Source organism: Streptosporangium sp. NPDC049078 (assembly GCF_040648855.1).
Classification (GTDB): Bacteria; Actinomycetota; Actinomycetes; order Streptosporangiales; family Streptosporangiaceae; genus Streptosporangium.
The window spans coordinates 250,957-267,449 of sequence record NZ_JBEZEL010000001.1 but is presented as its reverse complement, the minus strand read 5'-3'; the positions used below and the strand labels follow the sequence as shown (position 1 = coordinate 267,449).

Sequence of the window (16,493 nt, the reverse complement as noted above, 5' to 3'; positions counted from 1 at the left end):
GGCCCGGAGGGGAGCGGCGGCCCGACGGCTGCCGGAACGGTGAAGAACGGTCCTCGGTGACTGTCACGCACGGCCCCGGGAACGGCAGGGGAGCAGCCTCCTCAGTGGTCTAGTCCAATGGGTGAGACCGGTCTCCGTTCGACAAAACGGACTGGGTACGCTGGCGAGCATGCCCGCCACCGTGTCCCATCAGGCAGAGCGTTCCTCCGCTGTCACCGAGATGCCCGACGAGCTGCGCGCGGACGTGCGACTGCTCGGCGAGCTCCTGGGGCAGGTCATCGCCGAGCATGGCGGCGATGACCTGCTCGCCGATGTCGAACGGCTACGCAAGGCCGTCATCGGGGCCCGCAGAAAGCAGGTGTCGGTCGACGAGATCACCGCGATGGTGGCCGAGTGGCCGATCGACCGCGCGGTGCAGATCGCCCGCGCGTTCACCTGTTACTTCCACCTGGCGAACCTCGCCGAGGAGCACTTCAGGATCCGCACGCTCAGGGTTCGCGACACCGGCGAGGAGCCGCTGCCCGAGTCCCTGGCACAGGCCGTGCAGGAGCTCGGCGACGGCAAGGTCGCCGAGCTCGTCGAGGGACTGCGCCTGCACCCCGTGCTGACCGCGCATCCCACCGAGGCCCGCAGGCGCGCCGTGGTCACCGCGATCCAGCGCATCAGCGGCCAGCTCACCGCCTACAACAGCTCGGACAGGGGCGCGGCCGAGCGGGCGGAGACCCGGCGGCGGCTGCTGGAGGAGATCGACCTGCTGTGGCGTACCGCCCAGCTCAGGTCCACCAAGCTCGACCCGCTGGACGAGGTGCGCACCGCGATGGCGGCCTTCGACGAGACCCTCTTCCGGGTGGTCCCGCAGGTCTACCGCGCCCTGGACGCCGCGCTCGGCGGCGGAGGCGGCACCGCCAAGCCCCGGGCCCGCGCCTTCATCAGGTACGGCAGCTGGATCGGCGGCGACCGCGACGGCAACCCGAACGTCACCTCCAAGGTGACCAGGGACGCGGTGCTCATCCAGGCCGAGCACGTGCTGATCGCCCTGGAGAACGCCACGCTCAGGATCGGCCGCTCGCTCACCCTCACCGCCGACTACACCCCCGCCTCGGCGGGGCTGAGGGCCGCGCTGTCGAGCGCGGTGAACGACCACCCCGACGTGGTCTCGGAGATGGCGACCCGCTCCCCGAGGGAGCCGCACCGGCAGTGGCTGATGTTCGTCGCCGCCCGCATCGCGGCCACCCGCCAGCGCGGCCTCGACCTGGCCTACCGCTCGCCCGAGCAGCTGCTCGCCGACCTGCGCACGGCCCAGGACTCGCTGGTCGAGGCCGGGGCGAACCGGCAGGCGTACGGAGAGCTGCAGCACCTCATCTGGCAGGTGGAGACGTTCGGCTTCCACCTGGCCGAGCTGGAGGTCCGCCAGCACTCGCAGGTCCACGCCGCCGCACTGGAGGACATCGCCGCCGGGCGCACCTCCGAGCGGACCGAGGAGGTCCTGGCCACGATCCGCACGATCGCCTGGATCCAGGAGCGGTTCGGGGTGACCGCCTGCCGCCGCTACGTCGTCTCCTTCACCCGCTCGGCCGACGACATCGCCGCCGTCCACGCGCTGGCCGCGCACGCGATGGGCGACCGGGCCCCCAGGCTCGACGTCGTCCCGCTGTTCGAGTCGGGCGCCGACCTGGCCGCCGCCCCGGCCGTCCTGTCGGGGATGCTCCAGATCCCGGCCGTACAGGCCAGGCTCGCCGAGGAGCGGCGCCTGGAGGTCATGCTCGGCTACTCCGACTCCGCCAAGGAACTCGGCCCGGCCGCCGCGACCCTGAAGCTCTACGAGGCCCAGGAGGCGCTCGCCACCTGGTCGGCCGAGCACGACGTGCCGCTCACGCTGTTCCACGGCCGGGGCGGCGCCCTGGGCCGAGGCGGCGGCCCGGCCAACAGGGCCGTGCTCGCGCAGGCCCCAGGGTCGGTCGGCGGCAGGTTCAAGGTCACCGAGCAGGGCGAGGTCATCTTCGCCCGCTACGGCCACGACGCCATCGCCCGCCGCCACATGGAGCAGGTCACCTCGGCGGTGCTGCTCGCCTCCACCCCGTCCATCGAGGCCCGGACGGCCGAGGCGGCGGGGCGCTTCCGCGGTGTGGCCGAACGGGTCGCCTCCGCCTCGGAGAAGGCGTACCGGCTGCTGACCGAGGCGCCCGGCTTTCCCGAGTGGTTCTCCCTGGTCAGCCCGCTGGAGGAGATCGGCTCGCTGCGCCTGGGGTCCCGCCCGGCCCGGCGCGGTCTCGGCGCGCCCAGGTCCCTGGACGACCTGCGGGCCATCCCGTGGGTGTTCGCCTGGGCACAGACCCGGGTCAACCTGCCGGGCTGGTACGGCCTGGGCAGCGGCCTGGAGGCGGTGATCTCCGAGGCGGGCCTGGACGAGCTGCGCGCCGCCTACCGCGAATGGCCGCTGTTCGCCTCGCTGCTGGACAACGTGGAGATGTCGCTCGCCAAGACCGACCGCGACATCGCCGCCCGCTACCTCGCACTCGGCGCGAGGGACGACTTCGTCGAGCAGGTCCTGACCGAGTACGACCTGACGCGCCGCCTGGTCCTGGAGATCACCGGCCACACCCGCCTGCTGGAGGACCGCAAGGTGCTGTCCCGCGCGGTGCAGCTCCGCGACCCGTACGTGGACGCGCTCTCCCACCTGCAGTTGCGCGCCCTGTCCACGCTCCGCGCGGACGAGGGGCTGTCGGAGGGCGAGCGCGAGCGCCTGTCCACGCTGCTGCTCCTGTCGGTCAACGGCGTCGCCGCCGGCCTGCAGAACACCGGCTGAGCGCGGGCGGACGGTTCAACGGCCGATGCGGTGGGCCCCCGCGTAGACGTTGAAGCGCTCCTCGCGCAGGAAGCCGACCAGCGTCATCCCGAACTCCCTCGCCAGGTCGACGGCGAGGGAGGACGGCGCGGAGACCGCGCAGACGACCGGCAGGCCCGCGGTGAGGGCCTTCTGCATGATCTCGTAGCTGGTCCGCCCGCTCACCATGAGCACGTGCCCGCCCAGCGGTAGCCTCCCGCCCATCATGGCCCAGCCGACCAGCTTGTCCAGCGCGTTGTGCCGCCCCACGTCCTCGCGGACCGCGAGCGGCTCACCGTCGGGGGTGAACAGGCCGGCCGCGTGCAGCCCTCCGGTCTTGCCGAAGACCCCCTGGGCGCTCCTCAGCCGGTCGGGGAGGTCGTACAGGACCTCGGGGGAGACGAGCAGGTCCTCCTGGTCGGGCAGCGGCGAGCAGCGGCCGCGCAGGGCGTCGAGGCCGGCGGTGCCGCAGACGCCGCACGCGCTCGACGTCACGAAGTGCCGGTCGAGCGAGGGCAGGTCGGGCAGCACGCGACCGCGCAGCCGTACGGTCACCGTGTTGTAGCGCGCCTCGGGCGGCACGTCCTCGTCGGTGCAGTAGGCGACGGACGCGACGTCCGCCGGTGCCGCGACCCCCTCGCCGTACAGGAATCCGGCCGCCAGCTCGAAGTCGTGCCCGGGGGTGCGCATGGTGATCGCGACCGTGCGACGCTCCTCGCCCGCCTGGATGCGGATCTCCATCGGCTCCTCGGTGGCGAGGTCGTCCCGGCGCTCGTGAAGGGTCCCCGCCCGCATCTGCCCGACCCGCGCCCTGGTGGTGGGCCCCGGTCTCCGCACGGCCTCCACGATCTCCAAGCCCGAGTCCGTTCTTGAGCCCGGAGTCGCCTTCCTGGCGAAGGCAGGTTCCGAGGTGTCCCCTCCCGCCTCTCGGGCCGCCGCCGGGCCCGTACCCATCTCGGAGCCGGGATCGCCCCCCGTGCCGGTCGTGTTCCGCGCGCTGAGATGTCTGCTCATACGTTCATCGTCTCTTTTCGCGACCTTCCGCACGCTTTCCCGACCCGGTCAAAGGCCTGACCTTGCCCGCCGACCCAGACTTCGGTAACAGTATTCCCTGGTCATTGGATTAATTCGGTAACAGGGGGTCGTTAGTGGAGGCAAGATGGCTAAGTGCTCGACTCGCCCTTCACCGATCTTGACCGCCCGCCGCTCTCCCAGGCGGCGCTCACCCGCGCCCTGGTCCGTCCCGGGGGCCTCTGGTCCGGCATCACCGTGGTCGACAGGACCGGATCGACCAACGCCGACCTCGCGCACGCCGTCCGCGACGGCGCACGGCAGGGAGCCGTCGTCGTCGCCGAGTCCCAGTTCGCCGGGCGCGGCAGGCTCGGCCGTGTCTGGAGCGCTCCGCCGCGTTCCGGCCTGACGTTCTCGGTGCTCCTGCGTCCCGACCCGCCCATGTCCACCCAGGGGTGGCTGCCCCTGCTCGTCGGCCTGGCGGTCGCGTCGGCCGTCCGGAAGGTCGCCGAGATCGACGTACGGCTCAAGTGGCCCAACGACCTGCTGATCGGCGAACGAAAGCTCGCCGGGGTGCTCGCCGAGCGGATCGACAGCGCGGTGATCGTGGGGGTCGGCCTCAACGTGAGCGTGCGCCCGGAGGAACTGCCGGTGGAGACCGCGACCTCCCTCGCCGTCGAGAAGGCCGCCTGCACCGACCGCGACCCGATCCTGCGCGCGGTGCTGCGGGAGATCGAGACCCACTACCGCGAGTGGTCGGAGGCGGACGGCGACGTCGAGGCGTGCGGCCTGCGGGCCGCCTATCTCGCGGTCAGCGCCACGGTCGGGCGGGAGGTGAGGGTGGAGCTGCCGGGCGAGCGGGTGCTGACCGGCACCGCCACCGGCGTCGACCGCGCCGGGCACCTGCTCGTCAGCTCCAAGGGGGAGGAGCACACGCTCAGCGCGGGTGACGTCGTGCATGTTCGGCCTCACACCTCGTGACGCAGGGCATGCGCACGTGTCACGATTTGCCCCATGGGTCTACCCGATCACCACATGACGGAGGGGGAGCGACGGATCACGTCGTTCCACCCTCACTGGAAGCGACTCACCGGCCCGTTCCTCATGCTGATCCTGATCAGCGCAGGATCCGGTGCCGCCCTTTACTTCATGCCCGACTTCGAATATCGGCTCTACGCGAGCGTCGCGGTGGCGGTGATCGCCGTCGGCCTGCTGACGGTGTGGTCGTTCATTCCGTACCTGCGCTGGAAGAACGCCGTCTACATCCTCACCTCGCACCGGTTCACCATCAGCACCGGGGTGCTGAACAAGTCCATCGACGACATCCCGATGGTCAAGGTGAACTCGGTCAGCGCCGACCAGACCTTCATGGAGAGGCTCCTGGGCTGCGGCACGCTGGTCGTCGAGTCGGCGAGCGAGCAGGGCCGGATCACGCTGCGGGACATCCCCCACATCCAGGAGGTCCGGGCCGAGCTGTTCCGCGCGCTCGACGACGCGCTCGACGGGGAGCCGTCGGAACCCGGACGGTGACCCGTGGGGCGTGACCTCCCGGATCCGGGGGAGGCCGGGGGAGAGGCGGAGGTCCCCGTCGGACGTCCGGCGGCCGAGCGTGCCCACGCCGGACCTCCGGAGGCCGAGCAGGCTCACGCCGGACCTCCGGAGGCCGAGCAGGCTCACGCCGGACGCCCGACGGCCGAGCAGATCGAACGCCTCTTCGTCGGGGCGTCTCCTCGCCACACCCGGATCCAGGTGGCGAGTCTTGCCCGGGTGCCGCAGGAGCTCACCGAGCGGATCTGGCGCGCGCTGGGGTTCGCCACGCTCCCGGACGACGCCGTGGCCTTCACCGACGCGGACGTGGCCGTGCTGGAGCGGGTCCGGGCGATGATGGAGGGCGACCTGCTGGACGACCAGACCGTCATCCGGATGGCGAGGGCGCTCGGCCAGACGACGGCGAGGCTCGCGCAGTGGCAGGCCGAGATCATGATCGGCGCGATGCTCGACCCGGGCCGCCGCCCCACCGACGAGGACCTGGCGGCGGTCATGGAGACCTCGCGCCGGCTGCTCCCCGACTTCGAGCAGATACTGGTCCACATCTGGCGCGCCCAGCTCGCCGCCGCGGGGACCCGCCTGCTCACGCTCGCCGACATCACCGACGAGATCGTGCCGGACAGGCTCACCCTCGCGGTGGGCTTCGCCGACCTGGTCTCCTTCACCCGGGTCTCGCGCGAGCTGGACGAGCGGGGCCTGGCCGAGCTGGTCGAGGGTTTCGAGTCGCGGGCCTCGGACGTGGTCGCCGAGCACGGGGGACGGATGGTCAAGACGCTCGGGGACGAGGTGTTCTTCACGGCGGCCGACCCGAGGAAGGCCGCGGTGATCGCCCTGGATCTGGTCGGCGCGATCCGCAGGTACGGGCCCGAGGTGCGGATCGGGCTCGCGTACGGTCCGGTGCTGCCGATCATGGGCGACGTCTTCGGTACGACGGTCAACCTGGCGGCCAGGCTCACCGCCATCGCCCGCCCCGGCACGGTCGTCGTCGACGACAGGCTGGCCGAGGCGCTGAAGGGCGCGCCCGGTGTCGAGATCGGCCGCATCCGCCAGCGGCCGGCCCGTGGCCTGGGGGTGGTGCAGCCCTACGTGTTGCGCCGGGCTGGTAATCATTGACTGCCGGGTGCCCAGGTCCGTTCAATCGGTAAGCGGCCCCGTGAAGGTCGAAACCATGACAGATGAGGTGCAGGACATGCCGTACACCGTGCAAGGCGTGGTCGCGCGTGGCAAGGGCGAGCCCGTCTCGCTGGAGACCGTTATCGTGCCGGATCCCGGCCCTGGCGAGGCCGTGGTGACGGTCCAGGCCTGTGGTGTCTGCCACACGGACCTGCACTACCGCGAGGGCGGCATCAACGACGAGTTCCCGTTCCTGCTCGGCCACGAGGCCGCGGGAGTGGTCGAGGCCGTCGGCGAGGGCGTCACCGAGGTGGCCCCCGGTGACTTCGTGATCCTGAACTGGCGGGCCGTCTGCGGCGAGTGCCGGGCGTGTCTGCGAGGCCGTCCCTGGTACTGCTTCAACACCCACAACGCCACCCAGAAGATGACCCTGGAGGACGGCACGCCGCTCAGCCCGGCCCTGGGCATCGGCGCCTTCATCGAGAAGACCCTGGTCGCGGCCGGGCAGTGCACCAAGGTCGACCCTGCGGCACCGGCGCAGGTGGCCGGGCTGCTGGGCTGCGGCGTGATGGCGGGCATCGGCGCGGCGATCAACACCGGCGGCGTGACCCGCGGTGACAGCGTGGCGGTCATCGGATGCGGCGGCGTCGGCGACGCGGCCGTTCTCGGCGCCGCCCTGGCGGGCGCCTCGAAGATCATCGCGGTGGACGTGGACGACCGCAAACTCGCCTGGGCCAAGGAGTTCGGCGCCACCCACACGGTCAACTCCCGCACCTCCGACGTGGTCGAGACGGTCAAGGAGCTCACCGGCGGCAACGGCGCGGACGTGGTCATCGAGGCGGTCGGCCGCCCGGAGACGTACCGGCAGGCCTTCTACGCCCGCGACCTGGCCGGGACCGTCGTCCTGGTCGGGGTGCCCACCCCGGACATGACGCTGGAGCTGCCGCTGCTCGACGTCTTCGGCCGAGGTGGCGCGCTGAAGTCCTCCTGGTACGGCGACTGCCTGCCCAGCCGCGACTTCCCCATGCTCATCGACCTCTATCTCCAGGGGCGGCTCGACCTCGACCGCTTCGTCTCCGAGACGATCGGTCTCGGCGACATCGAGGACGCCTTCGCGAAGATGCACCGCGGCGAGGTCCTGCGTTCGGTGGTGATCCTGTGATCGACAAGGTCGTCACCTCGGGAACGTTCTCGCTGGACGGCGGGACGTGGGACGTCGACAACAACGTCTGGATCGTCGGCTCGGCGAGCGAGGTGCTGATCGTCGACGCCGCCCACGACGCCGCCGCGATCGCCGAGAGGGTCGGCGACCGCGAGGTCAAGGCCATCGTCTGCACCCACGCGCACAACGACCACATCGACGCGGCGGCCGACCTCGCCGAGCGGACGGGCGCGCCGATCCTGCTCCACCCGGCCGACCAGGTGCTGTGGGAGATGGTCTACACCGACCTGCCGTACACCCCGCTCAAGGACGGGCAGGTGCTCTCGGCCGGCGGAGTCGAGCTGACCGTGCTGCACACGCCCGGCCACGCTCCGGGCGCGGTCTGCCTGTACGGGGCGGAGATCGGCGCGGTCTTCACCGGCGACACCCTGTTCAACGGGGGTCCCGGCGCGACGGGGAGGTCCTTCTCCTCCTTCGACACGATCATCGAGTCGATCACGGCGAAGCTGCTCACCCTGCCGCCGGGGACGGCCGTGCACACCGGTCACGGCGAGTCCACCTCCATCGGCGCGGAGGCGGGGCACCTGGAGGAATGGCTCGCCAGGGGCCACTGACCCGCGTCTTTCCGCACTCGATCCGCTCACGCGTCCCGGCCTTCGCCGGGGCGCGTTCGCGTTTCCCGCTCCCCTGCCCCGGTGGTGTGTCCACGGGTCCCCTTCCCGGGTTTCCGGCGGACCTTTTCCGGTGATCGCCCGCCAGTCGGCCCTGAGGTCGTGAGGTTTTCCGCACGTCGACCGGTTGCCGCCCGGGTGGGAACTTCGGACCGATGACAGAGAGATTAAGGTCGTGTGCCCTAGTTCACATAGGCAAGGCTTACCAAATGAGCTAGTTTAGGTGTGCCTAACCTATGGTAGCCTCCAGAAAGGTCGCACTCCCGTGTACGTATGCCTCTGCCGCGCGGTGACCGAGAACGAGGTGCACGACTGCATCTCGGCAGGGGCCAGAAGCGCGCGCCAGATCCGCGATGCCACGGGCGCCGGCGGCGACTGTGCTTCTTGCGTGCGAAAAATCTGTGCGATCCTGAAGCGGTCTGAAGATTTGATGCCGACCGCATAGCACGAGGAGCCCGCCATGCAGGGCGACAAGAAAATCATCGAACTGCTCAACGAGCAGCTGACCGCGGAGCTGACCGCGATCAACCAGTACTTCCTGCACGCCAAGATGCAGGAGAACTGGGGGTATACCCGGTTGGCCAAATACACCCGCGAAGAGTCCATCGACGAGATGCGCCACGCGGAGAAGCTCACCGACCGCATCCTCTTCCTTGAAGGACTGCCCAACTACCAGAAGCTGGGCACCCTCCACATCGGCCAGACCGTCGCCGAGCAGCTCCGCGCCGACCTGGACGTCGAGCTTGAGGTCGTCAACCGGCTGAAGCCCGCCATCATCCTGATGCGTGAGAAGGGCGACACCACCTCGGCCCGGCTCTTCGAGGAGATCCTGGAGGACGAGGAGCACCACATCGACTACCTGGAGACCGAGCTGGGTCTCATCGGGAGCCTCGGGGAGCAGCTCTACCTCGCCCGCTACGCAGAGCCGCCCTCGGCGTCTTGAGGTAATAAAGCATGAACACGCCCACCAGATCCCCTCTGGTGGGCGTGTTCTGTTTTGTCGCCTCCCCCTTTTGGGGCGCTGTGCTTTCCAGGCACTTCCAATGCGGGAGACCTACTCCGTGGCCCTCGGCCGTTGCGGGATGACTATCCGGGATTTATCAGTGTTTGCCCAGGTCAATGGATAGGTCAACGACGAGTCAAACCGCGCGCTGTACCCGGGAAACGATCCCCTAAGGTCCTACGATCGCAACATGACCTGTGTACTACTCGCCGAGGATGACACCTCGATTTCCGAGCCACTGGCGCGAGCTCTGCGCCGCGAGGGTTATCAAGTAGAGGTGAGCCCTGATGGCCCGCAGGCTCTGGAGCGGGCTCTGTCGGGTGGCATAGACCTGATCGTTCTCGATCTGGGCCTGCCCGAGATGGACGGCCTGGAGGTGGCCCGGCGCATTCGCGCCGAGGGCCACGGGACTCCCGTGCTGATCCTCACCGCCCGTGTCGACGAGGTCGACACGGTGGTGGGCCTCGACGCCGGGGCCGACGACTATGTCACCAAGCCTTTCCGCCTCGCCGAGCTGCTGGCGCGCGTCCGCGCGCTCCTGCGGCGCGGCACGTCCGAGACGCCCGTGGTCCAGGGCGTGCGCATCGACGCCGACTCACGTCGCGCGTGGATGGGAGACAAGGAGTTGCATCTGACCACCAAGGAGTTCGATCTGCTGAGGGTCCTGGTCCGGGACGCGGGAAAGGTGGTCACCCGCGAGCAGATCATGCGCGAGGTGTGGGACACCAACTGGTGGGGGTCGACCAAGACCCTGGACATGCACATCTCGTGGCTCCGCCGGAAACTCGGTGACGACGCCGCCAAGCCCCGATACATCACGACCGTTCGAGGAGTCGGCTTCAGGTTCGAGCGCGAGTAGGGGATGCGTCGCCGCCTGCTCTCCTCAACCCTCCTCGTCGCGGTCATCGGGGTGTTGCTGCTCGGCATCCCCCTCGGTGTGGCGGTCAACCGGCTCATCGAGGAGGAGGCGACCCAGGAGCTCTCCTCGCACGCCAGAAGCCTGCTGGGGGAGGTCGAGTACGCCCGGATCCAGGATCAGCCCGTCGACGAGCACCAGCTGCAGCGCAAGTATTCCGATCTCTACATTCAGATTTACGCGAAAGGGACGCCGCCCCAGGTGATAACGGTGGGCACCGAGCCCCCCGAGAACCAGAAGATGACCGAGGACGCGCAGTCGGAGAACGGCGTGTACGTCGCGGTCAGCCGGGACAAGACGGGAGTGGAGCGCGAGGTCCGCGCGTGGTTGTTCCTCATCCTGGGACTCGCCGCGGCTGCCCTCGCGGTCGCGGTGGGGCTCGCCATAGTGCAGTCGCGCCGCCTGAGCTTACCGCTCAGCGACCTTGCGATGATCGCTGAGCGGCTCGGTTCCGGCGACGCCAGACCGAGCAAGCACCGCTACGGCATCCAGGAGCTCGATCGGGTGGCCGAGGTGCTCGACCGCAGCGCGACCCGCATCTCCGACCTCCTGTCCAGGGAGCGGGAGTTCGCCACCGACGCCTCCCACCAGCTGCGCACTCCGCTCACCGGCCTGACCATGAGACTTGAGGAGATCGTCGCCGCCGCCGACGAGCCGGGCATCGTCAAGGAGGAGGGCGAGGCCGCGATCGTGCAGGCCGAACGGCTCACCGCCGTGATCGACGAGCTGCTGGCCACCGCCAGAAGGCAGCGTCAGGCACAGTCCGAGGTCGTCGAGCTCGACACGCTGCTCGACCAGCAGTTCATCGAGTGGGGCCCCGCGTTTCGCAGGGCCGGGCGGCGGCTCAGCCTGGCCGGTACGCGCGGGCTCCAGGCGCTGGGCACCGGTGGCGGCATCGGCCAGGTGATCTCCACCCTGCTGGAGAACTCGCTGAAGCACGGAGACGGCACGGTGACCGTGACCACCTGCACCAAGGAGAGGTCCGTCGTGATCGAGGTGGCCGACGAGGGCAGGGGCATCACCGACGACCTGGTTCCGCGGGTCTTCGAGCGGAACGTGAGCGGGGGCGGCGGCACCGGGCTCGGCCTGCCCCTCGCCAGGGCGCAGGCCGCGGCGGACGGCGGACGTCTGGAGCTCGTGAAGGCGCGTCCCGCGACGTTCGCGCTCTTTCTGCGTCAGGTGGGCGAGACCGTCAGGAACCGCGTCGTCCGCGGGCCCGCCTGACCGCGGCCGGCCGGCGCGCTTCGATCGAAGCAGGACTCGTTTCCGCGGGTGCCATCTCGTGGCCGTCCGATCCGGTGCGGCGGACGATCACCCCGGGTCGAGGGAACGCGCGGATCAGCCGGACTGGCGCGGGCCGGTGGGGGGCGTGTTCTCTTCCGCCGACTTGCCCAGGAGATACATGTGGCCGTTGACCTGGCTGTTCGGCACCGCCGACCGGTTGGGCGGCGTACCGGGCACGGGCTCCGCCTGCCCCACGGGCGGCGAGATCGGCAGGAAGACCCACTTCTTGTACGACCAGAACCTGAACAGGGTCCCGAGGGCGGTACCGGTGAGCAGGGCGATGTTGTAACTCAGCACGTCCTGCAGGCCCAGGGTGTAGGTCACGAAGCCGATCACCAGCAGCGAGATCAGCAGGCCGATGCCGTTGAGGACGAAGAACAGGAAATACTCGCGGGCGAGGCCGCTCTGCTCGCGGTGCCTGAACGTCCAGTAGCGGTTTCCCAGGTAGGCCAGGGTCGCCGCGACGATAGTGGCGATCACCTTGGAGGTGAGCGGTCCCCAGCCGAGACCGAACCTGAGCAGGTTGGTGCCGCCGGTGTCGACCACGAAGGCGATCGCGCCGATCGTCCCGAACTTCGCCAGCTCGCGCGCCAGGTCGGCGAGCCGCCGGTAGGCGTGTCGGAGAAACTCCACGTTTCCTGCACGGTCCTTTCGGGGGTCGGCCGCCGATCCGCCGCTTCGGAGGATCTCGAACACTCTTCGGGTCAGGTTACCGGTGAGGAGGCGTGATCCGCGCGAGGTTGACTCGTCGGTGTAGATATCCGTCAGCAAGTGCCTTTTCAACAAATGTCTCATAACACGGGATAAATGGGGGCGGTGACGTTACGCTGACCCGGTAGATCACGGGAAGCCCTCGGCAGCTCCGCCTCCCGTGGTCGGTCCAGACGGACTGCCGTACGCGACGGCCACTACCCCGGGGATCCACCCTTGCGCCGCCGACTCCTCGCCTTGATCCTGGGCCTGTCGATGACGACCGCCTGCGGTGCGGGGAGCGAGACGCGGGTCACCACCCCCGAGGCCGGCGGCCCGTCGCGCGAGGCGTCCACCGAGGTGGAGCTCGGCGAGGCGACCGACGCCCTCGCGCTGCTGAGCAGGCTCGACGACGCCTGGCGCGACAAGGACTGCGCGACGGTCGAGAGGCTCACCACCTGGGCGGAGAGAGCGCTGGGCGGTCGTGCCTGTGAGGCGACCCGGAACGGCCGCCCAGCCCCCGCCAGGAAGTCCTACAGCGTGGCGGAGTTGTACCTGCCGGGCACCGTCGGCGAGGACCGCTGGTTCGTCGCCCTGGCCCGAGAGCCCGACCCGGCCTACTTCCTCTTCGTCCAGGAGGGCGGCGAGTGGCGGCTCGGCGCCGGGCCCATCCCGATCAGGGGCGAGATCCGCGAGCCGACCGAGGGCGCGGTGCCCGCCGACGACCCGTCGGTGGGGGTGAAGGCCCGCCTTGTGCCGCAGCGCTACCTGGCCTACCTGACCGACCCGGCGGGGGTGAGCGGGGTGACCTTCCCCAAGGGCGACCCGGCCCGTGATCTCTTCGGTGATCTGGTCAGGCGCCCGCAGAGCGTGCGGCCCGACCGTCTCACCACCGAGGTCCGCCTGCTCGTCGGCCCCCAGCGCGCGCTGCTGCTGCCCGGCGGCGGTGCCCTGGTCATCCACGCCCTGGAGATCGAACACCGGCAGAGGGCCCGTGAGGGGCGCTCCGCCCTGGCCCGCCCCCTCTACGGCAAGGCCGACCTGCGCGGTTTCACCGGCAGGACCAGAACCGCCAGGCTGACCGGTACCGAGGTCGTGCTCGTCGCCACCGAGATCATGGGCAAGGGTGCCGAACTCGCCACCACCGGCCTGCGCCGCGGCCTCGCCACCCTCACGGCGGACTGACCTCACCCCGTCACGACCCTGTCACAACGTCCGCCGGCCACCCGCCGTCCGCCCGCCGTCCGCCCGACGCCTGGCCGCGCATCGTGCGACGGTAAACTTAACCGCTGTGAGCAGCCCTTCTTTGGCCAGTCCCATCGGACCCGTCGTCGGCGTGATCGGAGCGGGCCAGCTGGCCCGGATGACGCAGCAGGCGGCGATCGCCCTCGGCATCGAGCTGCGGGTCCTGGCCAACTCGCCCGACGAGAGCGCCGCCCGTGTGATCGCCGACGTGCGCCTGGGCGACTACCGGTCGCTGGCGGACCTGCGCGATCTCGCCAAGGGGTGTGACGCGGTCACGTTCGACCACGAGCACGTGCCCACCGAGCACGTCCGCGCCCTGGCCGAGGACGGCTTCGCCGTGCGTCCCGGCGCGGAGGCGCTCGTCCATGCCCAGGACAAGGCCGTGATGCGCGAGCGGCTGACCGCGATCGGCGTCCCCTGCCCACCCTGGCGGCGGGTCGAGACGGTCGCCGACGTCGAGGGGTTCGCCGCGGAGAACGGCTGGCCGGTCGTGCTCAAGGCGGTGAGGGGCGGCTACGACGGGCGCGGCGTCTGGGTCTGCCACTCGGCGGGCGAGACGACCGAGGTCCTCGCCTCCGGCGTACCGCTGATGGCCGAGGGGTTCGTGCCGTTCGAGCGGGAGCTCGCCGTGCTGGTCGCCAGGTCGCCGCACGGGCAGGGGGTCAGCTACCCGGTGGTGGAGACCGTCCAGCGCGACGGCATCTGCGTCGAGGTGCTCGCCCCGGCTCCCGGCCTCGACCCCGAGTGGGCCGCGGTGGCCCAGCGGATCGCCCTGACCATCGCCAAGGAGCTGGGTGTGACCGGGCTGCTCGCCGTGGAGATGTTCGCCACCCCCTCGGGGCTGGTGGTGAACGAGCTGGCGATGCGCCCGCACAACAGCGGCCACTGGACGATCGACGGGGCCCGCACCTCCCAGTACGAGCAGCACCTGCGTGCGGTCCTCGACCTTCCGCTCGGGTCGCCCGCGCCGACCGCCCCCGTGGTGGTGATGGCGAACCTCCTGGGCGGCGACGACCCCGACATCTTCTCCCGGTACGAGCACGTGATGGCCCACGACCCGGGGATCAAGGTCCACTTCTACGGCAAGGAGGTGCGGCCGGGACGCAAGATCGGCCACGTCACCGCCATGGGAACCGACCTTGACGAGGTCCGGGCGCGTGCCAGGCACGCCGCGGTCTATCTCGCCGAGGGAAGATACACCTGAGCTCGCTTCGGGACACCTTGTCGTCGGCGGCAGTCGGCGGCAGTCGGCGGCAGCCGGGGCCGTGCCGGTGGAACACCCCGGTACCACCGAGGTCCCGAGCGCCGGAAGACCCGGGAGGGTGAAGGCTCCGGCGGCACAGCAGACCGCTGCCCCCTCCGCGGGGCAGGACACCAACGCGAACGCGCGGCCGGTCGGTCGCGACGAGGCACAGGGAGAAAGCATGACCACCGTCGGCATCGTCATGGGCAGCGACTCCGACTGGCCGGTGATGAGACTCGCCGCCGAGGCGCTCGCCGAGTTCGGGGTGGCGTTCGAGGCCGACGTGGTCTCCGCGCACCGCATGCCCGAGGAGATGATCGCGTACGGCGCGGAGGCGGCCGGGCGCGGTCTGAAGGTGATCATCGCGGGCGCCGGGGGAGCCGCCCACCTGCCGGGCATGCTCGCCTCGGTGACCCCCCTGCCGGTGATCGGCGTCCCCGTCCCGCTGAAGTATCTCGACGGTATGGACTCCCTGCTCTCGATCGTCCAGATGCCCGCCGGGGTCCCGGTCGCGACGGTCGCCGTCGGGGGTGCCCGCAACGCGGGCCTGCTGGCCGTACGGATCCTCGCCGCCGCCGACGAGGGGCTGCGGGCGAAGATGGAGGCGTTCCAGGTCGCCCTCAAGGACCAAGCCCATGCCAAGGGCGCGAAGCTTCGCGCCGAAGCCGCCCAGCTCGGCGCCTGATATGGCCGCTTTTGGCCAATAGCTTGACAACAATACGGATATATGAGGACTCGGAGGGAAGGAGCAGATCTCCACGGATTTTGGAGGTGGGGATCATGAGGAACGCTATCCGCGCCGTCCTCGGGCTCACGGTGGCGGTGCTGGCGGTGTTCGGAAGCCTGGGCATGGGTGAGAGTCAGAAGACCACCGACTCCGCCGTGAGTTCCGTCTCGACGCGCTGACTTCCTGGTGCTCCGGCTTGGTCTCTTCGTCGTTGCGGCTGTCTCGGACGGCCCGGATACTGTGTGCGTGGAGCCCGCCACCCGTTCGCGGAGCCGTCACAGGAGGGCACGTCACTGAGATCATCCTCGGGACGTGACGGAGGCTTGTCGGCGTTGCGGGGGCGATCCGCGCGAATGACCGCGCCCGTTGTGGGCGACCGCCGACATAGCGAGGGTGATGACGACGTGGAAGCAGACCTCAGCAACGCCGTCTGGCGCAAGGCGGCCCCGGAGGGGGACGACAGCGGTCCTTGCGTCGAGGTGGCCGTTGTCGACGCTCCCGAGGAGGGCCACAAGGCCGGGTCGGGTTCTCTTTACGTATTGCGCGACTCCAAGAATCCCGACGGACCGAAGCTGTTCTTCACCCGTTCGGAGTGGGACGCCTTCGTCGGGGGCGTGAAACTCGGCGAGTTCGACAACTGACCCGACGGGATCGGGGCGGGTAAAAGGCCCTCGTCGGTGACGGGGGCCTTCTTGCTGCGCGCTTCCAGGGTTTCTCCCTCGTCGCCGCGATCGGATCGCCCGCCGGGTCGACCCGGTGAAAGGTGCGCCATCCTCGGGGTTCACGCTTCGGCCACCGCTCACCCGTGAGGGTAAAAACCCTTTTGTCGAAAGAAAAGGAAGAGCTGGTTCTGTGAGGCGGCTCGCCCTGCTGCAGTGCGAGCGACTTCGCCGTAATCGCCGCCAAAAGCGTTATACGGATAACTTGGGGGCGATTTGGTGTTTTTTGCCATGAAATTTCGAATATCGTAGTAATTGTCATGTCCAAGGGATTACTACGAGAGAGGTGTCCCGATGGGTATCACGATGTTCCCGGGGGGTGCTTGGCCGGCTCACG

17 protein-coding genes are annotated in these 16,493 nt (G+C 69.9%); 15 read left to right on the top strand and 2 right to left on the bottom strand.

The window, feature by feature from the left end:
* Positions 1-169: 169 nt before the first annotated feature.
* Complete coding sequence (locus tag AB0B90_RS01100; protein ID WP_350946413.1) at positions 170-2,806, top strand: phosphoenolpyruvate carboxylase; 2,637 nt, start codon at positions 170-172, stop codon at positions 2,804-2,806.
* Between the two features lie 15 nt (positions 2,807-2,821).
* On the opposite strand, the gene fdhD is transcribed toward AB0B90_RS01100, so the two are convergent.
* Positions 2,822-3,838, bottom strand: a complete 1,017-nt coding sequence (fdhD, locus tag AB0B90_RS01095) for a formate dehydrogenase accessory sulfurtransferase FdhD (RefSeq protein WP_362920131.1) — start codon at positions 3,836-3,838, stop codon at positions 2,822-2,824.
* A gap of 153 nt (positions 3,839-3,991) precedes the next feature.
* On the opposite strand from fdhD, the gene AB0B90_RS01090 reads away from it, so the two are divergent.
* The 9 genes from AB0B90_RS01090 to AB0B90_RS01050 all read left to right on the top strand — a co-directional run bounded on the left by AB0B90_RS01090 (position 3,992) and on the right by AB0B90_RS01050 (position 11,472).
* Complete coding sequence (locus tag AB0B90_RS01090) at positions 3,992-4,816, top strand: biotin--[acetyl-CoA-carboxylase] ligase (protein ID WP_350946415.1); 825 nt, start codon at positions 3,992-3,994, stop codon at positions 4,814-4,816.
* Positions 4,817-4,849: 33 nt separating this feature from the next.
* Positions 4,850-5,365 (top strand): PH domain-containing protein, encoded by a 516-nt coding sequence (locus tag AB0B90_RS01085; RefSeq protein ID WP_350946416.1) that lies wholly within the window; start codon positions 4,850-4,852, stop codon positions 5,363-5,365.
* A 3-nt stretch (positions 5,366-5,368) separates the two neighbouring features.
* Complete coding sequence (locus AB0B90_RS01080) at positions 5,369-6,496, top strand: adenylate/guanylate cyclase domain-containing protein (RefSeq protein WP_362920129.1); 1,128 nt, start codon at positions 5,369-5,371, stop codon at positions 6,494-6,496.
* Between the two features lie 76 nt (positions 6,497-6,572).
* Positions 6,573-7,658, top strand: a complete 1,086-nt coding sequence (locus tag AB0B90_RS01075) for an S-(hydroxymethyl)mycothiol dehydrogenase (RefSeq protein WP_350946609.1) — start codon at positions 6,573-6,575, stop codon at positions 7,656-7,658.
* Positions 7,655-8,272, top strand: coding sequence for an MBL fold metallo-hydrolase (locus AB0B90_RS01070; RefSeq protein WP_350946418.1), 618 nt, complete (start codon positions 7,655-7,657; stop codon positions 8,270-8,272). Before AB0B90_RS01075 ends, AB0B90_RS01070 begins: the two co-directional genes overlap by 4 nt.
* 280 nt (positions 8,273-8,552) lie before the next feature.
* Positions 8,553-8,774: a (2Fe-2S)-binding protein gene (locus tag AB0B90_RS01065; protein WP_362502459.1), complete on the top strand. Its 222-nt coding sequence runs from the start codon at positions 8,553-8,555 to the stop codon at positions 8,772-8,774.
* Positions 8,775-8,789: 15 nt separating this feature from the next.
* The gene (gene bfr, locus AB0B90_RS01060; RefSeq protein ID WP_350946420.1) at positions 8,790-9,272 is read left to right on the top strand and encodes a bacterioferritin; all 483 of its coding nucleotides are present in this window, start codon (positions 8,790-8,792) and stop codon (positions 9,270-9,272) included.
* Between the two features lie 250 nt (positions 9,273-9,522).
* Positions 9,523-10,191, top strand: a complete 669-nt coding sequence (locus tag AB0B90_RS01055) for a response regulator transcription factor (protein ID WP_012888073.1) — start codon at positions 9,523-9,525, stop codon at positions 10,189-10,191.
* A gap of 3 nt (positions 10,192-10,194) precedes the next feature.
* Positions 10,195-11,472 carry an ATP-binding protein gene (locus AB0B90_RS01050; RefSeq protein WP_350946421.1) on the top strand — a complete coding sequence of 426 codons (1,278 nt, stop codon included), beginning with the start codon at positions 10,195-10,197 and terminating at the stop codon, positions 11,470-11,472.
* A 114-nt stretch (positions 11,473-11,586) separates the two neighbouring features.
* Here AB0B90_RS01050 and AB0B90_RS01045 read toward each other — a convergent pair whose 3' ends face one another.
* The gene (locus tag AB0B90_RS01045; protein ID WP_362920126.1) at positions 11,587-12,165 is read right to left on the bottom strand and encodes a GtrA family protein; all 579 of its coding nucleotides are present in this window, start codon (positions 12,163-12,165) and stop codon (positions 11,587-11,589) included.
* Positions 12,166-12,459: 294 nt separating this feature from the next.
* Between AB0B90_RS01045 and AB0B90_RS01040 the strand changes: the two genes are divergently transcribed.
* The 5 genes from AB0B90_RS01040 to AB0B90_RS01020 all read left to right on the top strand — a co-directional run bounded on the left by AB0B90_RS01040 (position 12,460) and on the right by AB0B90_RS01020 (position 16,078).
* Positions 12,460-13,407, top strand: coding sequence for a hypothetical protein (locus AB0B90_RS01040; RefSeq protein WP_350946423.1), 948 nt, complete (start codon positions 12,460-12,462; stop codon positions 13,405-13,407).
* A 106-nt stretch (positions 13,408-13,513) separates the two neighbouring features.
* Positions 13,514-14,671 (top strand): 5-(carboxyamino)imidazole ribonucleotide synthase, encoded by a 1,158-nt coding sequence (locus tag AB0B90_RS01035; protein WP_362920124.1) that lies wholly within the window; start codon positions 13,514-13,516, stop codon positions 14,669-14,671.
* 220 nt (positions 14,672-14,891) lie between these two features.
* Positions 14,892-15,395, top strand: coding sequence for a 5-(carboxyamino)imidazole ribonucleotide mutase (gene purE, locus AB0B90_RS01030; protein ID WP_350946425.1), 504 nt, complete (start codon positions 14,892-14,894; stop codon positions 15,393-15,395).
* Positions 15,396-15,490: 95 nt separating this feature from the next.
* On the top strand, positions 15,491-15,616 hold the full coding sequence (locus tag AB0B90_RS01025) for a hypothetical protein (RefSeq protein ID WP_362502443.1): 126 nt from the start codon (positions 15,491-15,493) through the stop codon (positions 15,614-15,616).
* Positions 15,617-15,841: 225 nt separating this feature from the next.
* Positions 15,842-16,078: a DUF397 domain-containing protein gene (locus tag AB0B90_RS01020; protein WP_350946427.1), complete on the top strand. Its 237-nt coding sequence runs from the start codon at positions 15,842-15,844 to the stop codon at positions 16,076-16,078.
* The last annotated feature ends 415 nt before the right edge of the window (positions 16,079-16,493 follow it).

What these genes read in the sequence shown, in the direction of transcription:
- AB0B90_RS01075 (WP_350946609.1), top strand. Translation starts at nt 6,573, where the DNA reads ATGCCGTACACCGTGCAAGGCGTGGTCGCGCGTGGCAAGGGCGAGCCC.
- AB0B90_RS01055 (WP_012888073.1), top strand. Translation starts at nt 9,523, where the DNA reads ATGACCTGTGTACTACTCGCCGAGGATGACACCTCGATTTCCGAGCCA.
- AB0B90_RS01100 (WP_350946413.1), top strand. Translation starts at nt 170, where the DNA reads ATGCCCGCCACCGTGTCCCATCAGGCAGAGCGTTCCTCCGCTGTCACC.
- bfr (WP_350946420.1), top strand. Translation starts at nt 8,790, where the DNA reads ATGCAGGGCGACAAGAAAATCATCGAACTGCTCAACGAGCAGCTGACC.
- AB0B90_RS01085 (WP_350946416.1), top strand. Translation starts at nt 4,850, where the DNA reads ATGGGTCTACCCGATCACCACATGACGGAGGGGGAGCGACGGATCACG.
- purE (WP_350946425.1), top strand. Translation starts at nt 14,892, where the DNA reads ATGACCACCGTCGGCATCGTCATGGGCAGCGACTCCGACTGGCCGGTG.
- fdhD (WP_362920131.1), bottom strand. Translation starts at nt 3,838, where the DNA reads ATGAGCAGACATCTCAGCGCGCGGAACACGACCGGCACGGGGGGCGAT.
- AB0B90_RS01050 (WP_350946421.1), top strand. Translation starts at nt 10,195, where the DNA reads ATGCGTCGCCGCCTGCTCTCCTCAACCCTCCTCGTCGCGGTCATCGGG.
- AB0B90_RS01025 (WP_362502443.1), top strand. Translation starts at nt 15,491, where the DNA reads ATGAGGAACGCTATCCGCGCCGTCCTCGGGCTCACGGTGGCGGTGCTG.